The 20,635-nt window shown below is 65.1% G+C and carries 18 protein-coding genes and 2 pseudogenes; 3 read left to right on the forward strand and 17 right to left on the reverse strand.

Going from position 1 to position 20,635, the window contains the following annotated elements:
- Positions 1-104 precede the first annotated feature (104 nt).
- Positions 105-668, forward strand: a pseudogene (locus tag IEY14_RS10130) (glycerate kinase type-2 family protein); the annotation flags it as partial.
- Positions 669-1,031: 363 nt separating this feature from the next.
- Here the strand turns inward: IEY14_RS10130 and IEY14_RS10135 are convergent.
- From IEY14_RS10135 to IEY14_RS10150, 4 genes are all read right to left on the reverse strand, one after another.
- Positions 1,032-1,880: an IolE/MocC family protein gene (locus tag IEY14_RS10135; RefSeq protein ID WP_188908139.1), complete on the reverse strand. Its 849-nt coding sequence runs from the start codon at positions 1,878-1,880 to the stop codon at positions 1,032-1,034.
- 38 nt (positions 1,881-1,918) lie between these two features.
- Entirely contained in the window at positions 1,919-3,166 is a 1,248-nt protein-coding gene (locus tag IEY14_RS10140; protein WP_188908140.1) for an NAD(P)/FAD-dependent oxidoreductase, read from the reverse strand.
- 20 nt (positions 3,167-3,186) lie between these two features.
- Complete coding sequence (locus IEY14_RS10145; protein ID WP_188908141.1) at positions 3,187-3,501, reverse strand: MocE family 2Fe-2S type ferredoxin; 315 nt, start codon at positions 3,499-3,501, stop codon at positions 3,187-3,189.
- Positions 3,502-3,564: 63 nt separating this feature from the next.
- Complete coding sequence (locus tag IEY14_RS10150; RefSeq protein WP_244639427.1) at positions 3,565-4,677, reverse strand: fatty acid desaturase family protein; 1,113 nt, start codon at positions 4,675-4,677, stop codon at positions 3,565-3,567.
- Between the two features lie 150 nt (positions 4,678-4,827).
- Between IEY14_RS10150 and IEY14_RS10155 the strand changes: the two genes are divergently transcribed.
- On the forward strand, positions 4,828-5,850 hold the full coding sequence (locus tag IEY14_RS10155; RefSeq protein ID WP_188908142.1) for a LacI family DNA-binding transcriptional regulator: 1,023 nt from the start codon (positions 4,828-4,830) through the stop codon (positions 5,848-5,850).
- Between the two features lie 235 nt (positions 5,851-6,085).
- On the opposite strand, the gene IEY14_RS10160 is transcribed toward IEY14_RS10155, so the two are convergent.
- The gene (locus tag IEY14_RS10160) at positions 6,086-6,478 is read right to left on the reverse strand and encodes a VOC family protein (protein ID WP_188908143.1); all 393 of its coding nucleotides are present in this window, start codon (positions 6,476-6,478) and stop codon (positions 6,086-6,088) included.
- A gap of 344 nt (positions 6,479-6,822) precedes the next feature.
- The gene (locus IEY14_RS10165; protein ID WP_188908144.1) at positions 6,823-8,487 is read right to left on the reverse strand and encodes a cryptochrome/photolyase family protein; all 1,665 of its coding nucleotides are present in this window, start codon (positions 8,485-8,487) and stop codon (positions 6,823-6,825) included.
- A gap of 623 nt (positions 8,488-9,110) precedes the next feature.
- Here IEY14_RS10165 and IEY14_RS10170 point away from each other — a divergent pair.
- A complete protein-coding gene (locus IEY14_RS10170; protein ID WP_188908145.1) occupies positions 9,111-9,575 on the forward strand; it encodes a helix-turn-helix domain-containing protein in 465 nt (154 codons plus the stop codon).
- A gap of 256 nt (positions 9,576-9,831) precedes the next feature.
- Here the strand turns inward: IEY14_RS10170 and IEY14_RS10175 are convergent, their stop codons facing one another.
- From IEY14_RS10175 to IEY14_RS10225, 11 genes and pseudogenes are all read right to left on the reverse strand, one after another.
- Positions 9,832-11,196, reverse strand: coding sequence for a hypothetical protein (locus IEY14_RS10175; protein WP_188908146.1), 1,365 nt, complete (start codon positions 11,194-11,196; stop codon positions 9,832-9,834).
- An 81-nt stretch (positions 11,197-11,277) separates the two neighbouring features.
- A complete protein-coding gene (locus IEY14_RS10180) occupies positions 11,278-12,303 on the reverse strand; it encodes an ABC transporter permease subunit (protein WP_373288953.1) in 1,026 nt (341 codons plus the stop codon).
- Positions 12,300-13,832, reverse strand: coding sequence for a sugar ABC transporter ATP-binding protein (locus tag IEY14_RS10185; RefSeq protein WP_188908147.1), 1,533 nt, complete (start codon positions 13,830-13,832; stop codon positions 12,300-12,302). Before IEY14_RS10185 ends, IEY14_RS10180 begins: the two co-directional genes overlap by 4 nt.
- Positions 13,833-13,911: 79 nt before the next feature.
- On the reverse strand, positions 13,912-14,850 hold the full coding sequence (locus IEY14_RS10190; protein WP_188908148.1) for an ABC transporter substrate-binding protein: 939 nt from the start codon (positions 14,848-14,850) through the stop codon (positions 13,912-13,914).
- Positions 14,851-15,009: 159 nt separating this feature from the next.
- Positions 15,010-16,059, reverse strand: a complete 1,050-nt coding sequence (locus IEY14_RS10195) for a LacI family DNA-binding transcriptional regulator (RefSeq protein ID WP_188908149.1) — start codon at positions 16,057-16,059, stop codon at positions 15,010-15,012.
- A 264-nt stretch (positions 16,060-16,323) separates the two neighbouring features.
- A pseudogene (locus IEY14_RS10200) lies at positions 16,324-16,737 on the reverse strand (LysR family transcriptional regulator); the annotation flags it as partial.
- A 65-nt stretch (positions 16,738-16,802) separates the two neighbouring features.
- The gene (locus IEY14_RS10205; protein WP_188908150.1) at positions 16,803-17,537 is read right to left on the reverse strand and encodes an aspartate/glutamate racemase family protein; all 735 of its coding nucleotides are present in this window, start codon (positions 17,535-17,537) and stop codon (positions 16,803-16,805) included.
- A gap of 94 nt (positions 17,538-17,631) precedes the next feature.
- Positions 17,632-18,462, reverse strand: a complete 831-nt coding sequence (locus IEY14_RS10210) for a substrate-binding periplasmic protein (RefSeq protein ID WP_188908151.1) — start codon at positions 18,460-18,462, stop codon at positions 17,632-17,634.
- Positions 18,463-18,518: 56 nt separating this feature from the next.
- Positions 18,519-19,178, reverse strand: a complete 660-nt coding sequence (locus IEY14_RS10215) for an amino acid ABC transporter permease (protein ID WP_188908152.1) — start codon at positions 19,176-19,178, stop codon at positions 18,519-18,521.
- A complete protein-coding gene (locus tag IEY14_RS10220; protein ID WP_188908153.1) occupies positions 19,175-19,813 on the reverse strand; it encodes an ABC transporter permease subunit in 639 nt (212 codons plus the stop codon). The genes IEY14_RS10215 and IEY14_RS10220 overlap by 4 nt, the downstream gene beginning before the upstream one ends.
- Positions 19,814-19,815: 2 nt before the next feature.
- On the reverse strand, positions 19,816-20,631 hold the full coding sequence (locus IEY14_RS10225; protein ID WP_373288954.1) for an amino acid ABC transporter ATP-binding protein: 816 nt from the start codon (positions 20,629-20,631) through the stop codon (positions 19,816-19,818).
- Between the last annotated feature and the right edge of the window lie 4 nt (positions 20,632-20,635).

Genomic DNA, 20,635 nt, shown 5'->3' on the forward strand with positions numbered 1-20,635 from the left:
CGTCGCCTCCCCAAAGGACAACGTGAATCACGAACCAGCCCAGCCGTCACCACTGAAGCGACTCCGAGTTCAAAAAACCTGCTCTAGGTTCGCGGGAGAACCCTTCTCCATCGCCGGACGATCCACGTCTCTCGGCAAACACGGCGATGGTCGTCGCGTCCTCCGCGATCTCGCTCGAGGCCGCGCGCGACCTCGCGATCCGCCAGGGATTTCCAGCTTTCATCCTCTCCGATTGCATCGAGGGCGAAGCGCGCGACGTCGGGAACGTACTCGCGGCGATCGCCCGCGAGATCCGCAGTCGGAATCGTCCTTTCAAGGCGCCAGTCATCCTCCTTTCGGGCGGCGAGACGACGGTGACCGTCCGAGGCTCGGGCAAGGGTGGGCGCAGCACCGAGTTCTTGCTTGCATTTGCCCTAGCGATCGACGGACTGAAGGGGATCTACGCCCTGGCGGCCGATACGGACGGGATAGACGGGTCCGAGGACAACGCGGGCGCTTATGCAGATGGTACGTCGGCCGCCCGGATGCGCGCTCGCGGGTTGGATCCGCTGCGGCTGCTGGCCGAAAATGACGCTTGGAGCGCGTTCTCGACGATTGGCGACCTTATCGTCACCGGACCGACTGGAACCAACGTCAACGACTTCAGGGCGATTCTAATCGAGGCCTGACGCAACGAAGCGAGCGGGCCGCTGGAAACGACACCTGCCCGCATCTCCTGCGAGTTCCGTAAAGACCCTTTTTGGAGGTATCGAGTATAGGTGAGGGATCTGTTCCGTGAGGTTTCCAGCTTCGGATACCACTATGGCTATTCCAGCTGCGGGCCGATAGCTAACCGTCCGCTTCAGGCGAAAGAAGGCCAATTAGCAGACGTTCAGTTGTCGACGCTTTCAAGACGTTGAACGATGCTGCGCGCGACACCGAAAGCGGACGTTCAAGCGAGTTCGGGCGGTTGGCGACTATATCACGCCATACGGACGGGCCCAACGCGGCAGGCACTCAGCACCATTTGCAATTTCGAGACCATCTTGGTTTCAACTCGAGCCCGGTTGCTCGGTCCGTGCCCAAATATCCAATGCGATGTCTCGCATTTGCATTGACTCCGCCCAGCGCTCTGTCGTGTCCTCACCATCTCGATTGGTGATCGCGTAGGGTCGTGGACCGAGTTCGCAGGTAAAGCTCATGATGTCGCCAGTTTCAGCCCGGCGGCGCCAGCTCCGAAAGCCGTAATCCCACCAGCCGCGGAACAATTCGATCCAGGGAGCGTGGTGCGGAAAGGAGATTTCGATCTGGACCTGCTCGCAGGTGCCGACGCGACCATGGAAGGCCCAGGAGTGCTCGAGAATCCGCTCGATCATGGCTTGGTTCTCGTCGGACACAGGAAGCTCGATCTCACGTCCCACCAGATAATGCGAGAGATCGGCGAGCAGGGGCATATCCGGGATCTCATCCAGAAGGTCGAGGGTAAACAAAAGGTCGTTCGTAAGGCGGCCGCGATGCGTCTCGATATAGACTGGGAAGTCCACCTCCTCGGCGAGCCGCATCCAGCCCTCGACAAGACCGACGGCCTCGTTGAGCCGGCGCGGCCGCACGTCCGGCTGAATGTTTAGATGATGAACGGGAAAGAGCGAAGCCGTCTCCAACGCCGGTTTCAAAGACTCGACACTCGTCGGGAAGCACATGCCCTCCACGGCCGTGATCCCCGATTGGCGCATGGCGTCCACAATGGGACGTACCGCTGCGTCGTCGTACCAATGCGCGCTCAGACCGTCGAAGCCTGCTCTCGCAATTCGCTCGACGCTCTCCTCCAACGGCGGCTCGAAGCCATCCGGGTGGCGACGTTCCATGGACCAGAGCGACTGAAGGACGATCATCGACTGCATCGGGAAAAGCTCCGGAACGTCAGGAGGCACGGCGAGTGTCACGCGGCCGTCGCTAGAGCAGGCGATGAGGTGGCAAGCAGCGTCTTCAGCTTAGCGCCCGGGTCGGCCAAGGCTGCGGGATCCGGTGCGAGGCGCCGCGCGATCATCATCTCTGCCAGTTTGACGTCACGCGCGACGACATTGCCGAGGCCGATCGCGCTGAGAGCGACGAGCCGTCCCGCGTCGTCCAAGTGAAAGAAGAAGGACGCCTCGGCACTCTCGCGTCGCACGATCCGATTTCCGGCATCGGCGAGGCCCGCGACCTGTAGGCCGAGATCGTACTGATCCGACCAGAACCACGGCACGGCCGCGTAGCACTCCTCTTGCCCCAACATGTTGCGAGCGGCCAGCGCCCCCTGATTCTGGGCGTTGCGCCAAGCCTCGAGGCGCAGTCGCCGGTCGCCATAAAGCGGATGCGGAAAGGCACAGCAGTCGCCGGCCGCAAAGACATGGGCATCGCTCGTGCGAAGCGTGCCATCAACCCGCACGCCGTTCTCGACAGCAAGGCCGCTCGCCTGGGCAAGCGCCGTCTCGGGCACTGCACCGATGCCGGCAACGATGAGATCGCAGTCAACCGCCGTGCCGTCCGCGAGTCTGACCGCCCAGCCATCGCCCTGTCGCTCGATCCGGTCGATCGCAACCCCGGTCAGGATACGCACGCCCGCCGTCTCGTGCCGTGCCTGCACGATCTCCGCGACCTCCGCCGGAACGCCGCGCATAAGGATACGTGGTGCCATCTCGATGAGCGCGACCCCACAACCGCGCTCGACGGCGCCGGCCGCGATCTCGAGACCGATGAAACCACCGCCGATCACCGCCAACTGGCTGCCAGGCTTCAGGCGCTCGCGCAGCGCCAGCGCGTCAGCAAAGGTACGAAGGTAAAGGACACCTCCGTCATCGGCGCCCGGAAGCTTCAGCCGGCGCGGACTTGCCCCCGTGGCGATCAGGAGTTTCGCGTAGGGAAAAGCGCTGCCGTCGTCGAGCAGCGCAAGGCGCCTCTCCAGATCGAGGCGGGACACGCGGCGGCCGGCGAGGTGATCGATACGAGCCTCGGCCAACCGGTCGGCGTCGAGAATCGAAGGGGGTCCGTCCAGGCTTTCCGCCGTCATCGCCGCCTTCGACAGCGGCGGACGCTCGTATGGAGCATGCGGCTCATCGCCGATCAGCGTAACTGGACCGTCGTAACCTGCCTCGCGGAGCGTCGAGGCGGCCCTCGCGGCGGCTTCTCCCGCGCCGACGATCACCATTCCCGATCTGGCCATCGCGCTCACCCGAGATCGACGAGGACGCGACCGCCCTCGACCCGTACCGGATAGGTCTTCAGATCGGCGCAGATCGGCGCACCTTTGCCCCGTCCCGTCTTGTAGCTGAACCGGCCGTTATGCTTCGGGCACTCGATCACGTCGCCCATCACCAGCCCGTCCGCGAGGTGGACGCGTTCATGCGTGCAAAGGCCATCCGTCGCGAAAAACTCGTCCTCCGGCGAGCGGAAGATCGCGAATGTGCGTCCCTCGTGGTCGAAGCGGATCACATCCTCCTCCTCGACGTCGTCCGCGGCGCAGGCCTCGACCCAGTTCGACATATCGTCCTCCCATGCAAGGAATTGTCCTCGATCCGGGCTGCCGTGCCCCGGACCTGTTCGGGCTTACTCGGCCGGCACGGCCAGCGGGTCGATGTGGAATTCCTCCCGGTAGGGCTTGGCAGTCGGGGGAAGTTCGCGCTTCAGGAAGTAGTCCTCATTGCGCATCTGCCGGACGAAGGCCGGGATCATCTCGCGGAAGGCCGACAGCATCGAGGGGTTGGGTGCCGGTAGGTCGTGCTTGATTGCCTCGTGCAGCTTCGGCAGGGCATGGTAGGGCACCATGGGGAACATGTGATGTTCCACATGATAGTTCATGTTCCAGTAGACGAAGCGACTGACTGGGTTCATCAGCACCGAACGGCTGTTCAGCCGGTGGTCGATCACGTCGTCGGCGAGCCCACCATGTTGCATCAATCCGGTGAGGAGCTGATGCCAGCCGCCGTAGAGGCGCGGCAGGCCGACGAGCATCAGCGGCAACCAGGAGCCGAGCGCGACCGCAAGGCCGATGACGGCGGCATAGATCACCAGCCAGATGCGGGCGACGAGGATCATCTTCGATTGCTCGGATTCCGGCACGAAGATCCGCTCGTCTTCGCTGACGTTGCCGGCCGCGTTGCGGACCATGTCCGTCGCTGCATGCCACACATCGATCAGGCCGAAGAGGTTCAGAAGAACGCGGAGGAAGTCTGGCGGCCGCATGATGTTGATCTCGGGATCGCGGCCGACGATCACCGTATCGGTGTGGTGCCGGGCGTGACTCCAACGCCAAGTCACGGGGTTGCGCATGATCAGGAATGAAGCAATCTGATAGACTATGTCGTTCAGCCAAGCCGTCTTGAAGGCGGTGCCATGGCCGCATTCATGCCAGCGGGAATCCGAGGCCGACCCATAGAAGACGCCATAGGCGAGGAAGAACGGAACGCACCACCAGGTACCCCACAGCAGAGCGCCGGCGGTGCCCAGTACCAACATGGCGCCGAACCAGATGGCGGTATCCCGGATGGCGGGTCCGTCGGAACGTTTCATCAGCTCCTTCATCTGCTTGCGTGGCAGATCGGTGTGGTACCACTCCGCCGCCGCCAGACCGCTTTCCACGGCGCGGGACGCATTCGCGCCGCGCAGGCTGTAATCGCGTGATGATCTCATCAAAGGGGCATCGATCGACACGTGGGTCATGGGCTCTTTCCGAGCTTGGCACTGGAGACGGTGGTATGGGCTGGATGTGCGGGAACCTTCCCGCATTGCGCATTCTTTCGCAATATGTTTGACGCATTTTCTATCATAACTTATCATTCTCTTGGCATCGTCTGATGCTCGGAGGACGTGATGGTGAAGCGGGCGACGGTCGCGGACGTGGCCAAGGCGGCGGGCGTGAGCGTCGCGACGGTCGACCGGGCGCTGACGGGGCGCTCGGCGGTGCGGCCTGATACGGCGGAGCGGATCGCGGCGGCGGCAAGGGACCTGAACTTCCATGCCGCGCCGCTGCTCGCCGGCCGCGTGGAGCGGAGGATCGCGCGCTGCCGCATCGGCATCCTCCTTCAGAGTCCCGAAATCCCCTTTTACAGTCTACTGGGCGAGGCGCTCCGCGACGCCGTCACCGCGACAGACCGCTTCGCCGGCGCCGTGACGCTGACGCACTGGGGCGAGCAGGACCCCGGCGAAATCGCCGCAGCCGTCCGGCGCCTCGCAACGCGCTGCGATGCCCTGGCCATGGTCAGTCCGGACCACCCGACGGTGACCGCGGCGGTCGGCGAGATCGTCGCCAGCGGCAAACCCGTGTTCTCTCTGCTTTCCGACTTCGCCGTATCCGCTCGTACTGCCTATATCGGCGTCGACAGCCGCAAGGCGGGTCGGACCGCCGCCTGGATGATCGCCCGCGCGGCTCCCCGGGCTGGCAGAGTGGCCGTCTTCATCGGCAGTCACGGCTTCCATGGTCACGAACTGCGTGAGGTCGGCTTCCGCTCCTACTTCCGCGAACACGCGCCGGAGTTCACAGTGATCGACACCCCAGCCAACATGGAGTCTAACGTCCGGTCTCGCGAGATCACCCGGGAGGTTCTCGCCGCCTATCCCGATCTCGTCGGCTGCTACGTGGCGGGCGGCGGTATGGAAGGCATCATCGCCGCCCTTCGCGAAGCGCCTGCCGGTCCGCGGCCTGTAACAGTATGCTCTTCACTGACGAGCGAGAGTCGCGCGGCCCTGCTGGACGGCACAGTAGCGTTGGTCGTCGCCGAGCCTCTCGACAGAATCTGCGATGACCTAATCTCCCACGTCGCGGCTAGCCTGGAGGGCAAGGTGACCGAATTCAATCCATCACCGATCGAGTTGGTCTGCCCGGAGAATCTTTGAGATTGGAGGAGCTCCGCAGTTCGTCAGCCACTATCCATCAAAGAAGCAGATGTCTTCGAACTCATATGCACCTTCAATCAGGAGTATTGCTCTCATAGATCTTTTAGAAGCAGCCAGACGTCACTGAAATGCAGGTCCGCTTGCCCGGAAAACACTCCGCGAAGCAGTCGGTCGCCTTTCGACCCGTTGTCGTCGTTCCGCGCGGTAAATAGCCTAACTTGAAAACCGACGATCGTCAGACGTCCCAACCCGCGCATTGGAGTACGACCCTATACCCATCGGGGCCCTCAAATGTGCGGCCGAGCCGATCCCAGTACGGATTAAACGCCGGAACGGCTGGAAAGCCGGCCCCCTCCATCCGTTCGACCGCCGCTCGCCACACCGTTGGATCGGGAAGGTAGAAGACCAAGAGGTTTTCTCGGGTTGGCGCGCGGCCAGCCACATGTCCATGCGCTCTAGTGAACTCGAAATGGTAAGGCGCTCTCGGGGAGCCGAGCATGACGCCATCAAATCCTTCATGGTCTTCGAATTGAAAGAGGATACTAAGTCCAAGTCCATCGCAATAGAAACGAATCAACGCCGTAAGGCCATCGGTCGGGCGTGCTACGCGAAGCTGGGGTATGGTCACGGGAACTGCTTTTTCCAAATCAACAATGGCAGCTAACTTGACCTGCTAGCTCCAAAGCGGCCTGACAGCAATCCACCCTGCCCGTCTATTCGAAACGAGTTCCGGCTCGGGCCGAAAGCGGTCCGTCTGCTAGCAGCGAAAGCAAGCCGAAAAGCTGTCATGCCGCTGTTAACGCTCTGAATACTTCCCGAGAACGGGGGCGACTACGCGATGCCGTCGATGGAACTGCGCCTCGAGGCGGCCTCCACCGACCTTTCGGTCCTCGGTGCCTATCGCACGATGGATCGTGCGTTCTTTCTTCGGAGCGCCTAGCCGAAGTCAATCAGCCCCTAAACGCCCAACGCTCACTCTCGCGGTGGGGATGATGCATCCGCCTCCCTCGCCCAACCGTTTGTCGAGGGTTTAAGGCTGGCTAGAAAATCGGCCGCGCTTTCCCTGTATTCGGCCTTCTTGGAGCCGCTGAAACGGTTCCAGGTGGCATACATGTTCCGCATGCGGGGGTTGCCGACGAAGCGCTTCTCATGCCGCGCCAGAAAGTCCCAGTACAGCGCGTTGAAGGGGCACGCATCCGGACCGGTCTTCTTCTTCACGTCGAAGCGGCACTCGCCGCAGTAATCGGACATGCGATCGATATAGGCGCCGCTCGCCGCGTAGGGTTTCGAGGCGATCGCACCGTCGTCGGCGAACTGGCTCATGCCAACGACGTTCGGCAGCTCGACCCATTCGTAGGCGTCAAAATAGACGACCAGGAACCAGTCCGAGAGAGCTTGCGGATCGACGCCGGCGATCAGTGCGAAGTTGCCGAGCACCATCAGCCGCTGGATGTGGTGAGCATAGGCCTCGCGCTTCGTCTGCCCAACACTTTCGGCCAGGCAGCGCATGTCGGTATCGCCGGTCCAGTAGAAGTCCGGCAGCGGTCGTGTGGCGGCAAGCGCCTTGCGCGTCGCAAAAGCCGGCATGTCGCGCCAGTACATGCCGCGCATGTATTCCCGCCAACCGATGATCTGGCGGACGAAACCTTGCACCGAATTGATCGGTGCGTCGCCCTTTTCGTACGCCTCGACGGCCGCCTGGCACACCTCGAGCGGGTCGAGGAGACCGAGGTTGATCAGAAGCGACAGGCTGCTGTGGTATAGATAGTCCTGCCCGGCGACCATCGCGTCCTCGTAGCGGCCGAAGTCCGGTAGCGCCGCAGTGATGAACTGCTTGAGCGCTCGCAAGGCCTGCTCGCGCGTCACTGGCAGGGCGAACGGCTCCAAGTCGCCGAAATGCTGGCCAAAACGCGCGGCGACGAGCTTCAAGACCTCGGTCGTGATCGCGTCCGGGGCGAAACGCTCTGGCGCCGGATAGTTCAGGCCGCGCGGCGGCGTTCTGCGGTTGTCGTGATCGAAGTTCCACTGCCCGCCGACTGGCATGCCGCTGTCGGTCATCAGCAGGCCAGTCTTGCGCCGCATATCGCGGTAGAAATATTCCATCCGCAACTCGCGGCGCCCTCTTGCCCAGGTGAGGAAGGCAGGAATGGTGCAGATGAAGCGGTCGTCTTCCAGGATCTCGACCGGCAGACCGGTGCGCTCGGCCCAGGACTCCTGTTCCTGTCGGACACGATATTCGGCACCCTCGACGACGCGCACGAAGGTCGCGCCATGCCGCCGAGCGGCTCGCTCCACCTCGCCGCTAAAGCTCTGCGTGTTGCCCTTCGCGTCGAGCTCGATGTAGTCGACCGTCCAGCCGTCGGAGCGCAGGGTCTCGGCGAAATGGCGCATCGCCGAGAAGATCAGGGCGATCTTTTTCTTATGATGCCGAACGTAGGTCGCCTCGTCCCACACCTCCATCATCAGGACCACCACATTGCTTCGATCGACGCCAGCCAAACTGGCGAGCTGCAACGACAGTTGGTCGCCCAGCACCGGGATCAGCAGCGCGCCCTGCTGAGCCGCAGGCCTTGGCTGACCGAGTTTGGTTCGGGGCAAGGGAATGCTCACGCCTGCACGAGTGTCGGTTTGCGTCATACTGCGGAACCATGCCGGGTCGCGAAGCCACGTGTAAACGGTCCGCACCGTCGCAGTGAACGTTTCGTCGATGTCAGGTGGATGAAACCCGACTTTCCTTTGATCGACGAGGCCGATGCGGAGCGAGGATAGCGCGAGATGCTCTTTTCTTCGATCGCACGCTACGCCGAGGCTACGAGCCTAGAACCGCTGGAGGAAGTAGCCCCCATCCAACTCGCGCGGACAACCATGTCAGTTTCGGAGATTCTGGGCCCAGAACCGGACCGACCGCCAACCACTTAATCGGACCGCAAAGCGGAGGCGTGACAGGGCCGAAAGTGGCCTTTCCGCTTTCAAGACGCTCTTGCGGAGGTTTTCCATTTCCACGTTGGATAACGACTCAATGTTTGGCGAGGACTGAAGCCACCCGTTCTCGGCATGATATGAGCGTACAACCCAAGAGGCATGACGCCCCCCCGATCGCTGTGGCCGGTGTTCCGGGCAAGACATTCGCAAAGCGATTCGGCGGGCGGAAGTCCGGGTAATACAATCCCCAAAATCGATGGGATGCGCCGTCCCTCCAGCTTTACGCCAGCTTAACTTCCGACAACTGCGTTCGAGCAGTTTTCAGGAAAGGTAAAGTCATGTCCTCGACCGTTCTCGAAGCCACTCGGACTGACGACGCTGAGAAGGAAGCCTTGGCGGCCTCGATGATCGAGGTTTCGAAGCTGACCCGTGATTTGCTCGCGATGCATCTGGCAACCATCGCCCTATCGCCGGGTGAAGACGACTACCTGCTTGCCTTAAGCACCCGCGAGCCTACCGACCTCCTTGATGCGGCTGAGGAACTCGGTGTCCGTCGGCTCGCCGCCGCAAAGGCCTATGAAAGGCTGTCTGTCCGGAACTTGGTCCAGATCGATGGCAGCAAGATCACCCTGACAGACTCCGGCAACGCAAGCCGCTCGCTGATCTCGACCGTCTACCGCATGGTTGGCGAGGACATCGCCGGTAAGTTGAGCACCAATACGATCGAAGTCGTGAAGGGTGCGCTCGCCGAAGCCAAACGCAACATGACGCGCGCGCTGAGGCAGAAGAGGCAGGGTCACTAGCAGGCCGCGAAGAGGTCGAGCCAGACTGTGTCTCCAATGCGACTAGAGGCCGATAGCGGAAAGTCCGCTTCGGGGACGCCGCTGCGGAGAGCTACGTTCGGCACTCGAACGATTATGGACGATAGTCACTTCGTCAGGCCGCAGCTGACACCGGACGCGGGACGAGCCAATTGCGCGTCCGGCCAAAGTCCTCTCAAGCCAGCTACGCTCGCAGGCGACGGTCCGGCTGACGACCGCCGCCTGCGGGTGAGAAACCCTAGGGGCGAGCTTCGACCGTCACGTGCGGCGGCGTCTCCAGTTGATCTGCGACGTTCTGCCAAATGTCGGCGAAGCGACCGTACGCGGTCTTGATGTCGACGCCGACGGGGAGTTCCGGGCATTCGTTCTCACCGTTCGAGCCCCAGTTCACCCAGCCGGATTGCCGGCGCTGGACGATCTGAAAGGCGCCGGAGGGCGCAGAGGTCCACCAGACCATCGCCCGGCCGGAAGCCTCGTGGAATTCGACCGTCTTCGAGGCCGGTCCCGGAAAGATCGTCTCGTGCGGAACCGCCGAGACGTCGACGGGCCTGTCTGTCAGGATCCAGGGGCGTTGGTCCGGGTGGTCGGCCAGAACATGCGAAGCAGCACGCACCCGCGCCAGGCGATCGCGGATCTCGTCCTCGCTGAGTACCTTTTCCCAGGCGCAGAAGAGGCGCCAGTAGAGGTCCCAATGCGCCGACTCGATGTCGGCGAGCTGCGCGCGGAACTCCTCGAATTTCGGGTTCTGGTTCTGCGAGTGAGCCACCGTGTCGCCGACCATCGCCACGAGTTCGCCGGCATAGGGATCGCCCGAGCGGTAGCGCGTACCGCCATAGGCCTCGAAGCGATCGAAGACCAGCTCGCCGACACCGCCCTCGAACTCGTCGCCCACGGTGATCTTGTTCGTAACCGCCCGGCCGTTGATGACTGTCTGGAAGTCGTCCACCACGTAGCGGCGCTGGAAGAAGGGCGTGCCATGGGTGAAGCGCCAGTCGATCGTGAAGCTCTTGCCCTTCAGTTCGTCGAGGAGTCCGTCCGGGATCGTGCCGTGCATGCGGTAGTGGTGCAGCACAGGTCCACGCTCGATCGTCTCGATCCTGACCACCGTGTGCTCCGGCGGATTGATCAGGCCGTTCTCCGGCGTGAAGAACGGGCCGTAGAAACCGCCGATGGCATTGTTGCCCGATGGCAGGAGCTCGAACCCGTCCCCCAGCGAGCGAAAATGGCGCAACCCCCACTTGGACGAGCCGAGGCCGCCCGCCGTCCCGGAGCACATCTCGAGGTCGAAGGCGCCCGTGTCCAGTCGTACGAAGCAGTCCTCCTCTCGTCCCTTCATTTCGCGAATGCCGGCGAGCGTTGCGACACCTTCCTCGACCGGCGCCTCCAGCGTCAGAGCGACGCTGCCCTCGAAGCTCAGGCAGGCGACGAGGCGCGTCTTGCCGGGTTCGCTCCCCTCGCTCAATCGCTGGCAGAGGACGCGCTCCCCCCTGTCGGTCCGCGCCCACCAAAAGGACGCGCCGAGGTCTTCGTCGACGGAAAAGACGATCGGCTCGTTGCGGCGGATGCCGGCGATGGGATCAAAGATGCGGATGGCCTGGGTCATGACGGCTCGCAAGGGAGAAGGGAGCGGGGCGCGCAAACCCGGAGAGGCCTGCACGAAGTTCATGCGGGAGGTTTCGGTCGATCAGGCCTTGCCGGGGCCGGTGCGGCGGCCGAAGCGGAACGAGCGCTGCTTTAAGCTGTCGATCGCGACCGCCAGGATGATCACCACGCCCTTGATGAGGAGTTGGGTGAAGAAGGGCACGTTCATGAGAATGAGACCGGTCGAGAGGACGCCGAGGATGACGGCGCCGATCAACGTGCCGACGATCCGGCCGCGCCCGCCGGCAAGGCTCGTTCCCCCAAGGACGACCGCGGCGATCGCGTCGAGCTCGTAGCCGGTGCCCGCAGTGGGCTGGGCCGAGATCAGGCGGGCGGCGAGGATCACGCCGGCCAGACCCGCCGCGATACCGGCAAGGACATAGACCGATGTCACGATGCGGCTCACCCGCACGCCCGCCAGGCGCGCCGCCTCGGGATTGCCGCCGACGGCATAGACATGCCGACCGTAAAGCGTGCGCTCGAGCAGGAACCAGGCCGCGGCGAAGACGAGAACCATGACAATCACCGGGATCGGCAGGCCGAGGAGATAGCCGTTTCCGAGATCCCGGAAGTTGAGGTCGCTTGCCACGATCGGCTGGCCTGCCGTCATCGTATAGGACAGCCCCCGCAGGAACGTCATGGTGCCGAGCGTGACGATGAACGGCGCCAAGCCGAGATAGGCGGTCAGCGCGCCGTTGATCAGCCCGCAGATGCCGCCTGCCGCCATGCCGGCGGCGATCGCCGCAGGCGCCGGCAGGCCGGCCATCGCGCCGAGCACCGAGACGACGCCAGAGACGGCGACGATGGAGCCGACCGACAGATCGATGCCGCCCGTCAGGATCACGAAGGTGAGGCCCGCGGCAAGGATCGCGTTGACCGAGATGGAGCGGGCGATGTTGAGGAGATTGTCGACGCGCGCGAAGTTCGGCGCGATGACGGCCATCAGCACGACAAGGGCGACGAGCACGACCAGGATCCCGACGCGGTCCCACCATTTGGCGAAGTCGAAGGGCTCCGGGGCCAAAGCTTCGGCGGCCGGACCCGCCTTCGGGGGGTTGGGGGCGATCACGGCGTTGCTCCTTGCGTGGTGGCGTTGGCTTGCGGCGCCGCGCCCGTGGCGTGCAGCATGACCTCTTCCTCGGTGGTATCGGCGGAACTGAGTTCCTTCACGATCCGCCCACCACGCATCACGAGGAGGCGGTCGCTGATCCCGATGGCTTCGGGCAGGTCGGAGGAGACGACGAGGACGGCCTTTCCGGCACGCGCGAGCCCGTCGATGACTTCGTAGATCTCGCGCTTGGCACCGATGTCGACGCCGCGGGTCGGCTCGTCGAGGATTAGGATAGCGGAATCGCGCAAGAGCCAACGTGCCAGAGCCGCCTTCTGCTGGTTGCCCCCCGACAGCGCGCGCACCGGCAGGGCGAGCGCGTTGAGGCGCAGGCGGAGGCGTCGCATCTGGTCAAGAACGGCCTCCCGGGCCTTGCGCGCCCGAACGACGCCGCCCGGCGCGAAGCGGCCGAGGGTGGAGATCACGACGTTCGCCTCGACGGAATGGTTGAGGAAGAGGCCCTGCGCCTTACGGTCCTCGGGCACGAAGCCGAAACCGTCGTGGATCGCGGCATGGGGATCGGCGGGCCGGCTCGAACGGCCGGAAACGCGGACCTCGCCTCCGCTGCGGCGGTCTGCGCCGAACAGGAGGCGAGCGACCTCGGTGCGTCCGGACCCGATGAGGCCTGCCATGCACACGACCTCGCCCGCATGGACGCGGAAGCTCACTGGGCCGATACCTTCCCCCGAGAGGTTCTCGACATCGAGGACGGGGTCGCCGGGGCGGCGGGGCTCGTGCCGATAGAGGTCGGCCACGGGTCGGCCGACCATCATGCGCACGACGTCGCCGGGCGCGAGGTCGGCCATCGCGCCGGTGCCGACATGGGTTCCATCGCGGAACACGGTGACGCGGTCGGCGAGCTGCCAGACCTCCTCCATGCGGTGCGAGATGTAGACCATCCCGACGCCCGCAGCGCGCATCTGCCGGATCAGCGCGTAGAGCGCCTGGGCCTCGGCCCGCGACAGCGCGGCGGTCGGCTCGTCGAGGACGAGGATGCGGGCGTTCTCGCTGACGGCACGGGCGATCTCCACCATCTGCTGCATGCCGATGGAGAGGGAGCCGAGCGGTCGGCGCGGATCGATCGCCGCGCCGATGCGGGCCAGCTTCTCCCGTGCCTCGCGAAGGACGCGGGCGCGGTCGAGCGTTCCAAGCCGGGTCCGCGGTTCGGCGCCGAGCGACAGGTTCTCGGCGACGGTCATGCCGGGAACGGTGTTGAGCTCCTGATGGATGATCGCGATCCCGTGAGCGCGGGCGTCGCGTGGCGAGCGGATGTCGACCTCGCGGCCGTCCACCAGGATCCGGCCGCTGTCACGCTCGACATTGCCGGCGAGGATCTTCATCAGCGTCGACTTGCCGGCGCCGTTCTCGCCCATCAGGGCGTGGACCTCGCCGGCGCGGAGGTCGAGATGGACGTCGTTCAGCGCCAGCGTGGCGCCGTAGCGCTTGCTCACGCCCTCGAGACGCAGGAGGGGCGCCGCCAAGGTGTTCATGGCTCGGCCTGCCTTTCCGGGACGCGGGAGGCGGGCTTGCCGCCTCCCGTCTTGAGGATGGATCGGACTGCGCGGCGACTTACCAGCCGGGGTACTGGCCGACATTGTCGCGGGTGACGAGAACGCTTTCGATCAGCACCGTGCGCTCCGTCGGAGCCTTGCCGGCTGCCATGCCTTGCGCGATGCGGATCGCCTCCTGGACCATGCCGCCGGGATTCTGCGTCGCCGTGCCGATGAAGGGCGAGCCCGCGCGCTTGAGCTCGGCGACCGCCTCGGGGCTGCCGTCGACGCCCGTGACCTTGATCTGGGAGGATTTTCCCGCCTGCTCGACCGCAAGAACGGCACCCAGCGCGGACGGATCGTTCATGCCGAAGATGCCCGTCACGTCGGGGTTGGCCGTCAGCATGTCCGTGGTGACGGCTAGGCCCGAGGCGCGGTCGTTCTTCGAAGCCTGCTGGCCGACGATCTTGATGTCCGGGAACTTGGCGGCGACGTTTCGGCAGCCCTGAATGCGGTCGATGATGGTCTGGATCGGCGTACCGTCGACGAGCAGCACCTCGCCCTTGCCGCCCATCTGCGTGAAGAGATACTCGCAGGAGCGCTCGCCCGCCTGGACCGCGTTGGTCATGACCACGGCATCGGCACCCTTGGCGGGCGTGTCGACGGCGATCACGATGATGCCCGCCTCCTTGGCGCGCTGGATCGCCGGCTCGAGGCCAACCTCGTTGACCGCCGAGACGACGATCAGGTTGACGCCCTGCTGGATGAACGTGTCGATCTGGTTGTTCTGGGTGGCCAGATCGAGCTGCGCGTCCTGCGTGTTCACGCTCGCGCCGATCTCGGCCGCAGCCTTCTGGGCTCCCTTGTCCATGGCCGAGAAGAACGGGTTCGACATGTCCTGCACCAACAGGCCGATCTTCTCGATCTTCTTCGGGGCAGTGCTCTGCGCCATCGCCGGCAGCGCGATCACCAGCGACGCGAGCGCGATGGTCGATGTAAGTATCATATGGATCTTCATGGGGTTTCCTCCTCCCGTTGCCGTCGGCCGACTGCGGCGACGGATTGTCAGATGTGCCGCGGACCCACCCGCAGCCTCTCCTTCGGAGCCCGAAACCGGGCATCCAAAACGTTTATGTTGACGGACACAGAAAGACCCCGCCGCCCGCCCCTCCCGCCGTCAGCAGCCGCAGGAGCGGCGGATGACGAGTTCGGCCTCGACCTGTTGAACGTCCTCATCGCGATAGGTCGGCTGAGCGGGAGCCCCGCGCCGTTCGGCCTCGCTCTGGCCGTCGATGATCCGAGCGAGCATCGAGGCGGCGCGGTGGCCGATCTCCTCGCTTCGCTCGTTGAGAACGGTCAGCGGCGGATCGATCAGCCCCGACCAGGCGAACTCGTCGAAGCCGATCACCGCGATGTCCTCGGGAATGCGCAGAGCCTTCTCGCGCAGAAGACGCAAGGCACCGAGCAGCAAGGGGTTGTTGCCTGCGACGAGGGCGCGGGGCAGCGAACGTCCCTCGCCGAGCCGCTCCGCCATGACGGCATGAGCGGAGTCCGGGTCGTTGCCGCTTTCCAAAACCTCCAGCCGCACGCCATGGATCTCGGCGGCTTCACGGATGCCGCGCTCGCGCTCGAAGCGCGTCGACCAGCGCGAAGGATAGATGAGGAAGAGCCAATCCTCGTAGCCATGCTCGGCCAGATGACGCCCGACCTCACGGCTCGCCTTGTAATTGTCCGTGGTAACACTTGGAAAGGCGGCCTTTCCCTTCGGCGGCGCCGAGTCGACGAAGACCAGCGGTATGTCCCAGCGCGCCAGCAGCGCCGCATTGGCAGGCTTGAGCGCAAGCGTCGAGATAACCCCGGCGGTACGGGTCTCGATCAGGCGCCGGACCGTGCGCTCTTCGAGATCGGGATCGTAGACGCCATCAACCGCCACGTCCGCCATGACGACCGTCCAGTTCGCCGGACGGAGGGCCTTCTGGATCCCGGACATCAGATCGAGATAGTAGCTATTCGAGGTACTGGCGGTGATGACCGCGACGGAATCGCGGCTGACCTTCCGGAGATCCTGGGCTGCCCGGTTCGGGATGTAACCAAGTTCGTCGGCAACGCGCCGAACCTGCATACGGCTCTCGTCCGACACGCCGTCCGCACCGCTGAGCGCGCGCGACACGGTGAACATGGACAGGCCGGTGACGCGGCTGACGTCGCGCATCGTCGACTTCTTCAAGCGCAGACCTCCCTTCCGCACCTTCGCCCTAGCGGACGACCTAAACGATTATTCTTCGGTCATAAACGATTAGGTCCGGGTGGGCAAGGGCAATTCGCTCGCCTCATATGTGGGTGTCTATAGCTCAGCCCTTGAGTTCTCGCTTCGGCAGTTTTGATTGTCGGCCTGACGTCAATCGTGTTCGTAAGTTCTTCGTCTGGAGCCCCCTCCCCGGTCGTTGAAGTTACTTCTCGAACGGGCCGATTGCGGAACGTCGGGGGCGGCGTCCGCTTCGACGAGGCGGGTCGCGAGATTGATGGTGATGCCGGGATGGCGCGCCAGGAAATCCGGCAGGCGCGGCGCCAGCCAGCGCGTGCCGAAGGTCGGCAGGATGGCGAGGTTGAGCGTGCCGCCGAAGGGATTGGCGCGCAGGTTGAGCGAGGCGGCGGAGATGCGCCGCAGCGCCTCGCGGATGTCGCGGGCATAGGCCTCGCCCGCCGGCGTCAGCCGCACGGTCTGGCGCTCGCGCAGGAAGAGCTCGACGCCGAGTTGCTCCTCCAGCGCCCGGATCTGCCGGCTGATGGCGCTCTGCGTGAGATTCAGCTCGCGCGCCGCCGCCGTGAAGCTCCCCGTCCGCGCCGAGGCCTCGAACGCGCTGAGAAGGCCGATGGAGGGAAGAAGCCGACGCGGCGTCTGCATCGAGCCATTCCAGAATGGAATGGGGGCGTTGGCAACCGGTTTCGGCGCGGGCGCGGGGAGCGCCGTTACATGAAGCCCTCATAGCGGCGCCGGCGCACCGCCGCCTGCACCTGGTCGATCATGGTGATGAAGTCGAAGACCGGTCGCCCGGTCGCCGCCTGCACCGCATGGGCATAGGGCGGCAGGTCGCTGCATTCGAGGAGGATCGAGCCGATATCGGGATGGTCCGCGACGAGCCGGGCCGCGACCTCCACCACTTCCCGCTCGATGCCGGCCGAATCGAGCGTGCCCTTCTCCTCCAGGATCGCCTCGCGGAACTCCGTCATTTCCTGCATGCCGGCGATGGCGACCGGGATCTCGTCGGAAATGCGGCTCGCCCGCATGTGGCGCGGCGTGAGAACGGCAGAATTGGCGGTGACGATCCCGACCCGCCGGCCGGTGATCGCATGCATGAAGGGGATCTGCATCAGGCTCGACAGGAAGACGGGTACGTCGACGGCGTCCGCGACCTCCTCCTGGAAATAGGCCATGAAGCCGCAGGCGCCGGTGATCGCCTTCACGCCGCGATCGCGCAGTTCCACCGCCGCCTCGACGAAGGCGTCGCGCAGCGCCGGGTCGCGTTGGTTCAGCAGCCGGTCGATCGAGGCGCCGCGCACTTCCTGGAAACGCACCGGATAGGCATAGGTCGTGGCGTTGCCGACATTGCCGGGAATGCAGGGATAGGCGGCGTCGAGGATCAGGATGCCGATCGCCTCGCCATACCACGACTGCGACTTGCGGGAGATCGAATAGAGCGTCATGCGGCGGCACTGGGCTGACAGGCGGGCGGAACGGCGGAAGAGCCGGGGCGTCCCGCCGATCCCGGCTGGGCCCCGGCGGGAGGTCCGGCCTTGGCTATTCGACGAGACGCGGCTCGCCGACTTCGGCGGCGGAAGCGTCGAGCTTGTGCTTCTTCAGGATCGAGGCGATCGTCCCGTCCTTGTGAAGCGTCGCGATATCGGCGTCGAGCGCCTTACCGAGGGCCGCGTTGCCCTTGGTATAGGGCAGGCCCGCCTGGGCCGCCTTCACGGTGGCGCGCACACGCTCGTCCGGGGCGCTGACCTCGATCTTCAACCCTTTGAAACCGCCCTCGGTCCGCGCATAGGCGCCGCTCGCATAGCCGTCGACGCCGACTTCGAGGCGGCCCGCCTCCAGATCCTTCGAGAGGCCGGAGGAATTCGGATAGAGCTTCAGCTTGGCGCCGAGCACCTTCTGAAGGTCGGCCACCCAGAGATAACCCTGCACGGTGCCGACGGACTTGCCCTCGATCTCCTTGACGCTCTTGTAGCCATCCTTGGAATAGATGCCCATCTGGTCGGTATAGAGCGGGCCGGACAGGCCGACGACCTTGGCGCGCTCGGCGGTGCGGTACCAGTCGCCGGTCGAGAGATCGGAGCGGCCGGTGAGGATGTATTGAATGGCGGCGCTCGGATCCGTCGCCACCGCCTTCACCTTCAGGCATTCGAGCTTGGCGATCGCCTCCACGATGTCGCCGTCGACGCCGCCGACGGAGCCGTCCTTGTCGACATAGGAGAAGGGCGCGTAGGTCGTGGTGGAAACGGTGAGAAAGCCCTTCTCCACCGTCTCGAAGGCATGGGCGGGCTTGCAGTCCTGCGCACTCGCGGCGGTGCCAAGGCAGCAGGCCGCAAGGGCGCCCGCGGTCATGGCCAGGATATTGCGCTTCATCGTCCGTCACTCCTTCGGCGGGTGGGGTTCATGCGTATTGCGGGATGCGCGCCGTTTCAGCGGCTGTGGCGGTCGAGCCGGTGTTCGAGGCGCGAGACGAGAAGCGTCGCCGGGATGCAGATCGCGGCGAAGAGCAGGCCGGCCAGAATCAGGATCGGCATGTAGCGGAAGGTGTTGGAGCCCACCGCATAGGCTTGGCTCATCAGCTCGGGCAGCGCGATGGCGTAGCAGAGCGAGGTGCCCTGGAAGATGAGGATCGAGAAGCCGAGCAACGGCGGCACGGCGATGCGCAGGCCCTGGGGCAGGATCACGTAGCGCAGTTGGTCGAGCCGGCTGAAGCCGATCGCGACGGCGGCCTCGCGCTGGCCCTCGGCCACCGCCTCCAGCCCCGCGCGGATGATCTCGCTCGTATAGGCGCCGGTGCAGGCCGCGAGCGCGACGACAGCGGCGCCGTAGGAATCCAGCGTCAGCCCGGCGGAGGGCAGGCCGTAATAGGCGAATTGCAGCAGGATCAGCGCCGGCGTGCCGCGCCCAATCTCGACGAGGACGAGCGCCACGCTGCGCAGTGCGGCGGATCTCGCCTGCACCGCGAGGGCGAGGGCGAGGCCGAGCGGAATGCCGAGCGCCAGGCTCGCCGCCGTCACCTCCAGGCTGACGACGAGGCCGTCGAGGAGCGTCGGCAGCCATTCGCGCCAGAAGTCCAGGATCTCGCTCATCGGGCGACCCTCGCGCGCAGGCTGAGATCGGTCCAGCGCGCGAGCGAGGCGATGGGCAGGCTCAGCGCGATATAAAGAAGGGCGGCGACGGCGAAGGTGCCGATGCCGGAAAAGCTGCGCTGCGCCAGCGCGTTCACCTCGAAGGCGACGTCCTGCACGCCGATCAGCGAGGCGACGGCCGTGTCCTTCAGAAGACCGATGCCGAAGGTCGCCGCGCTCGGCAGGGCGATGCGGATCATCTGCGGCCCGACGATGTCCTGGAAGCGGTGGCGCGGCGAGAAGCCGAGCGCGACCGCCGCCTCGCGCTGCCCGGCATGAACGCCGGCGAAGGCGCCGCGATAGATCTCCGCCATGTTGGCGGCGGTGATGAGCGACAGGCCGATCGTCGCCGCGACGAAGGGCGAGAGCTGCACGTAGCCGAAGCCGATGCCGAAGAAGATGATGAAGAGCCAGAGGACCGGCGGCACCGAGCGGAGCGTCAGGATGGCCGCGGTCGCGGCGGCGCGCGCCAGCGGCGCCGGCGAGAGCCGGAGGGCGCAGAGCCAGAGACCGCCGAGCGCGCCGAGGAGGAAGGACAGGGCCGTGAGGGCGATGGTCCAGGGCACGCCGCGCGCGAGATCGGAGAAGGCCTCCATCTTCAGCGATCCCGCACCGCGTGGAGGAAGCGGTTGGTGCGTTCGGCCTGCGGATTGCGCATCACCTCGGCGCTCGGCCCCGTCTCGATGATCTTGCCGTCCGCCATGACCACGACACGGTCGGAGACGTTCTCGGCGAAGCGCATCTCGTGAGTCACGACGATCATAGTCATGCCGGATTCGGCCAGCTCGCGCATCACGGCGAGGACTTCGAGCCCGAGTTCGGGATCGAGCGCCGAGGTCGGCTCGTCGAACAGCATCAGTTGGGGATCGAGCGCCAGCGCCCGGGCGATTGCGATGCGCTGCTGCTGCCCGCCGGAACAGCGGGACGGATATTGGTTCGCCTTCTCCGCCAGGCCGACGCGAGCGAGCAGCTGCATCGAGCGCTCGTCGGCCTCCTTGCGGCTGCGCCCGGCGACGCGCTCCTGCGCGATGCTGACATTGCGCAGGACGGTGAGATGCGGAAACAGGTTGAACGACTGGAACACCATGCCGACCGTCCGCCGCAGTTTGTCGAGTTCGGCGCGCGGGTGGTCGCGGCCGCCCTCGAAGCGCTGGCCGCCCACCGTGATGCAGCCGCCATCGGGGCGTTCGAGCTGGTTGACGCAGCGCAGCAGGGTGGACTTGCCCGACCCGCTCGGACCGATGATGGCAACGACCTCGCCGCTGTCGAGATCGAAGCCGACATCGTCGAGCACCACATGGTTGCCGTAGCGCTTGACGAGATGCTCGATGCGCACGAGCGGCGGGGCCGGAAGCCGCGCGCCGGGCACCGTCTCAGCGCCCTGCCAGAAACCCTGCTCCATCTGTCGGCTCATCCGC

The organism is Aureimonas endophytica (assembly GCF_014642635.1).
Classification (GTDB): Bacteria; Pseudomonadota; Alphaproteobacteria; order Rhizobiales; family Rhizobiaceae; genus Plantimonas; species Plantimonas endophytica.

Excerpts from the sequence above, each read along its gene's own strand:
- IEY14_RS10135 (WP_188908139.1), bottom strand. The coding sequence starts at position 1,880 with ATGCAGTCGATGATCGTCCTTCAGTCGCTCTGGTCCATGGAACGTCGC.
- IEY14_RS10140 (WP_188908140.1), bottom strand. The coding sequence starts at position 3,166 with ATGGTGATCGTCGGCGCGGGAGAAGCCGCCGCGAGGGCCGCCTCGACG.
- IEY14_RS10145 (WP_188908141.1), bottom strand. The coding sequence starts at position 3,501 with ATGTCGAACTGGGTCGAGGCCTGCGCCGCGGACGACGTCGAGGAGGAG.
- IEY14_RS10150 (WP_244639427.1), bottom strand. The coding sequence starts at position 4,677 with ATGACCCACGTGTCGATCGATGCCCCTTTGATGAGATCATCACGCGAT.
- IEY14_RS10155 (WP_188908142.1), top strand. The coding sequence starts at position 4,828 with ATGGTGAAGCGGGCGACGGTCGCGGACGTGGCCAAGGCGGCGGGCGTG.
- IEY14_RS10165 (WP_188908144.1), bottom strand. The coding sequence starts at position 8,487 with ATGACGCAAACCGACACTCGTGCAGGCGTGAGCATTCCCTTGCCCCGA.
- IEY14_RS10170 (WP_188908145.1), top strand. The coding sequence starts at position 9,111 with ATGTCCTCGACCGTTCTCGAAGCCACTCGGACTGACGACGCTGAGAAG.
- IEY14_RS10175 (WP_188908146.1), bottom strand. The coding sequence starts at position 11,196 with ATGACCCAGGCCATCCGCATCTTTGATCCCATCGCCGGCATCCGCCGC.
- IEY14_RS10185 (WP_188908147.1), bottom strand. The coding sequence starts at position 13,832 with ATGAACACCTTGGCGGCGCCCCTCCTGCGTCTCGAGGGCGTGAGCAAG.
- IEY14_RS10190 (WP_188908148.1), bottom strand. The coding sequence starts at position 14,850 with ATGAAGATCCATATGATACTTACATCGACCATCGCGCTCGCGTCGCTG.
- IEY14_RS10205 (WP_188908150.1), bottom strand. The coding sequence starts at position 17,537 with ATGACGCTCTATTCGATCTCCCGCAAGTCGCAGTCGTGGTATGGCGAG.
- IEY14_RS10210 (WP_188908151.1), bottom strand. The coding sequence starts at position 18,462 with ATGAAGCGCAATATCCTGGCCATGACCGCGGGCGCCCTTGCGGCCTGC.
- IEY14_RS10215 (WP_188908152.1), bottom strand. The coding sequence starts at position 19,178 with ATGAGCGAGATCCTGGACTTCTGGCGCGAATGGCTGCCGACGCTCCTC.
- IEY14_RS10220 (WP_188908153.1), bottom strand. The coding sequence starts at position 19,813 with ATGGAGGCCTTCTCCGATCTCGCGCGCGGCGTGCCCTGGACCATCGCC.
- IEY14_RS10225 (WP_373288954.1), bottom strand. The coding sequence starts at position 20,631 with ATGAGCCGACAGATGGAGCAGGGTTTCTGGCAGGGCGCTGAGACGGTG.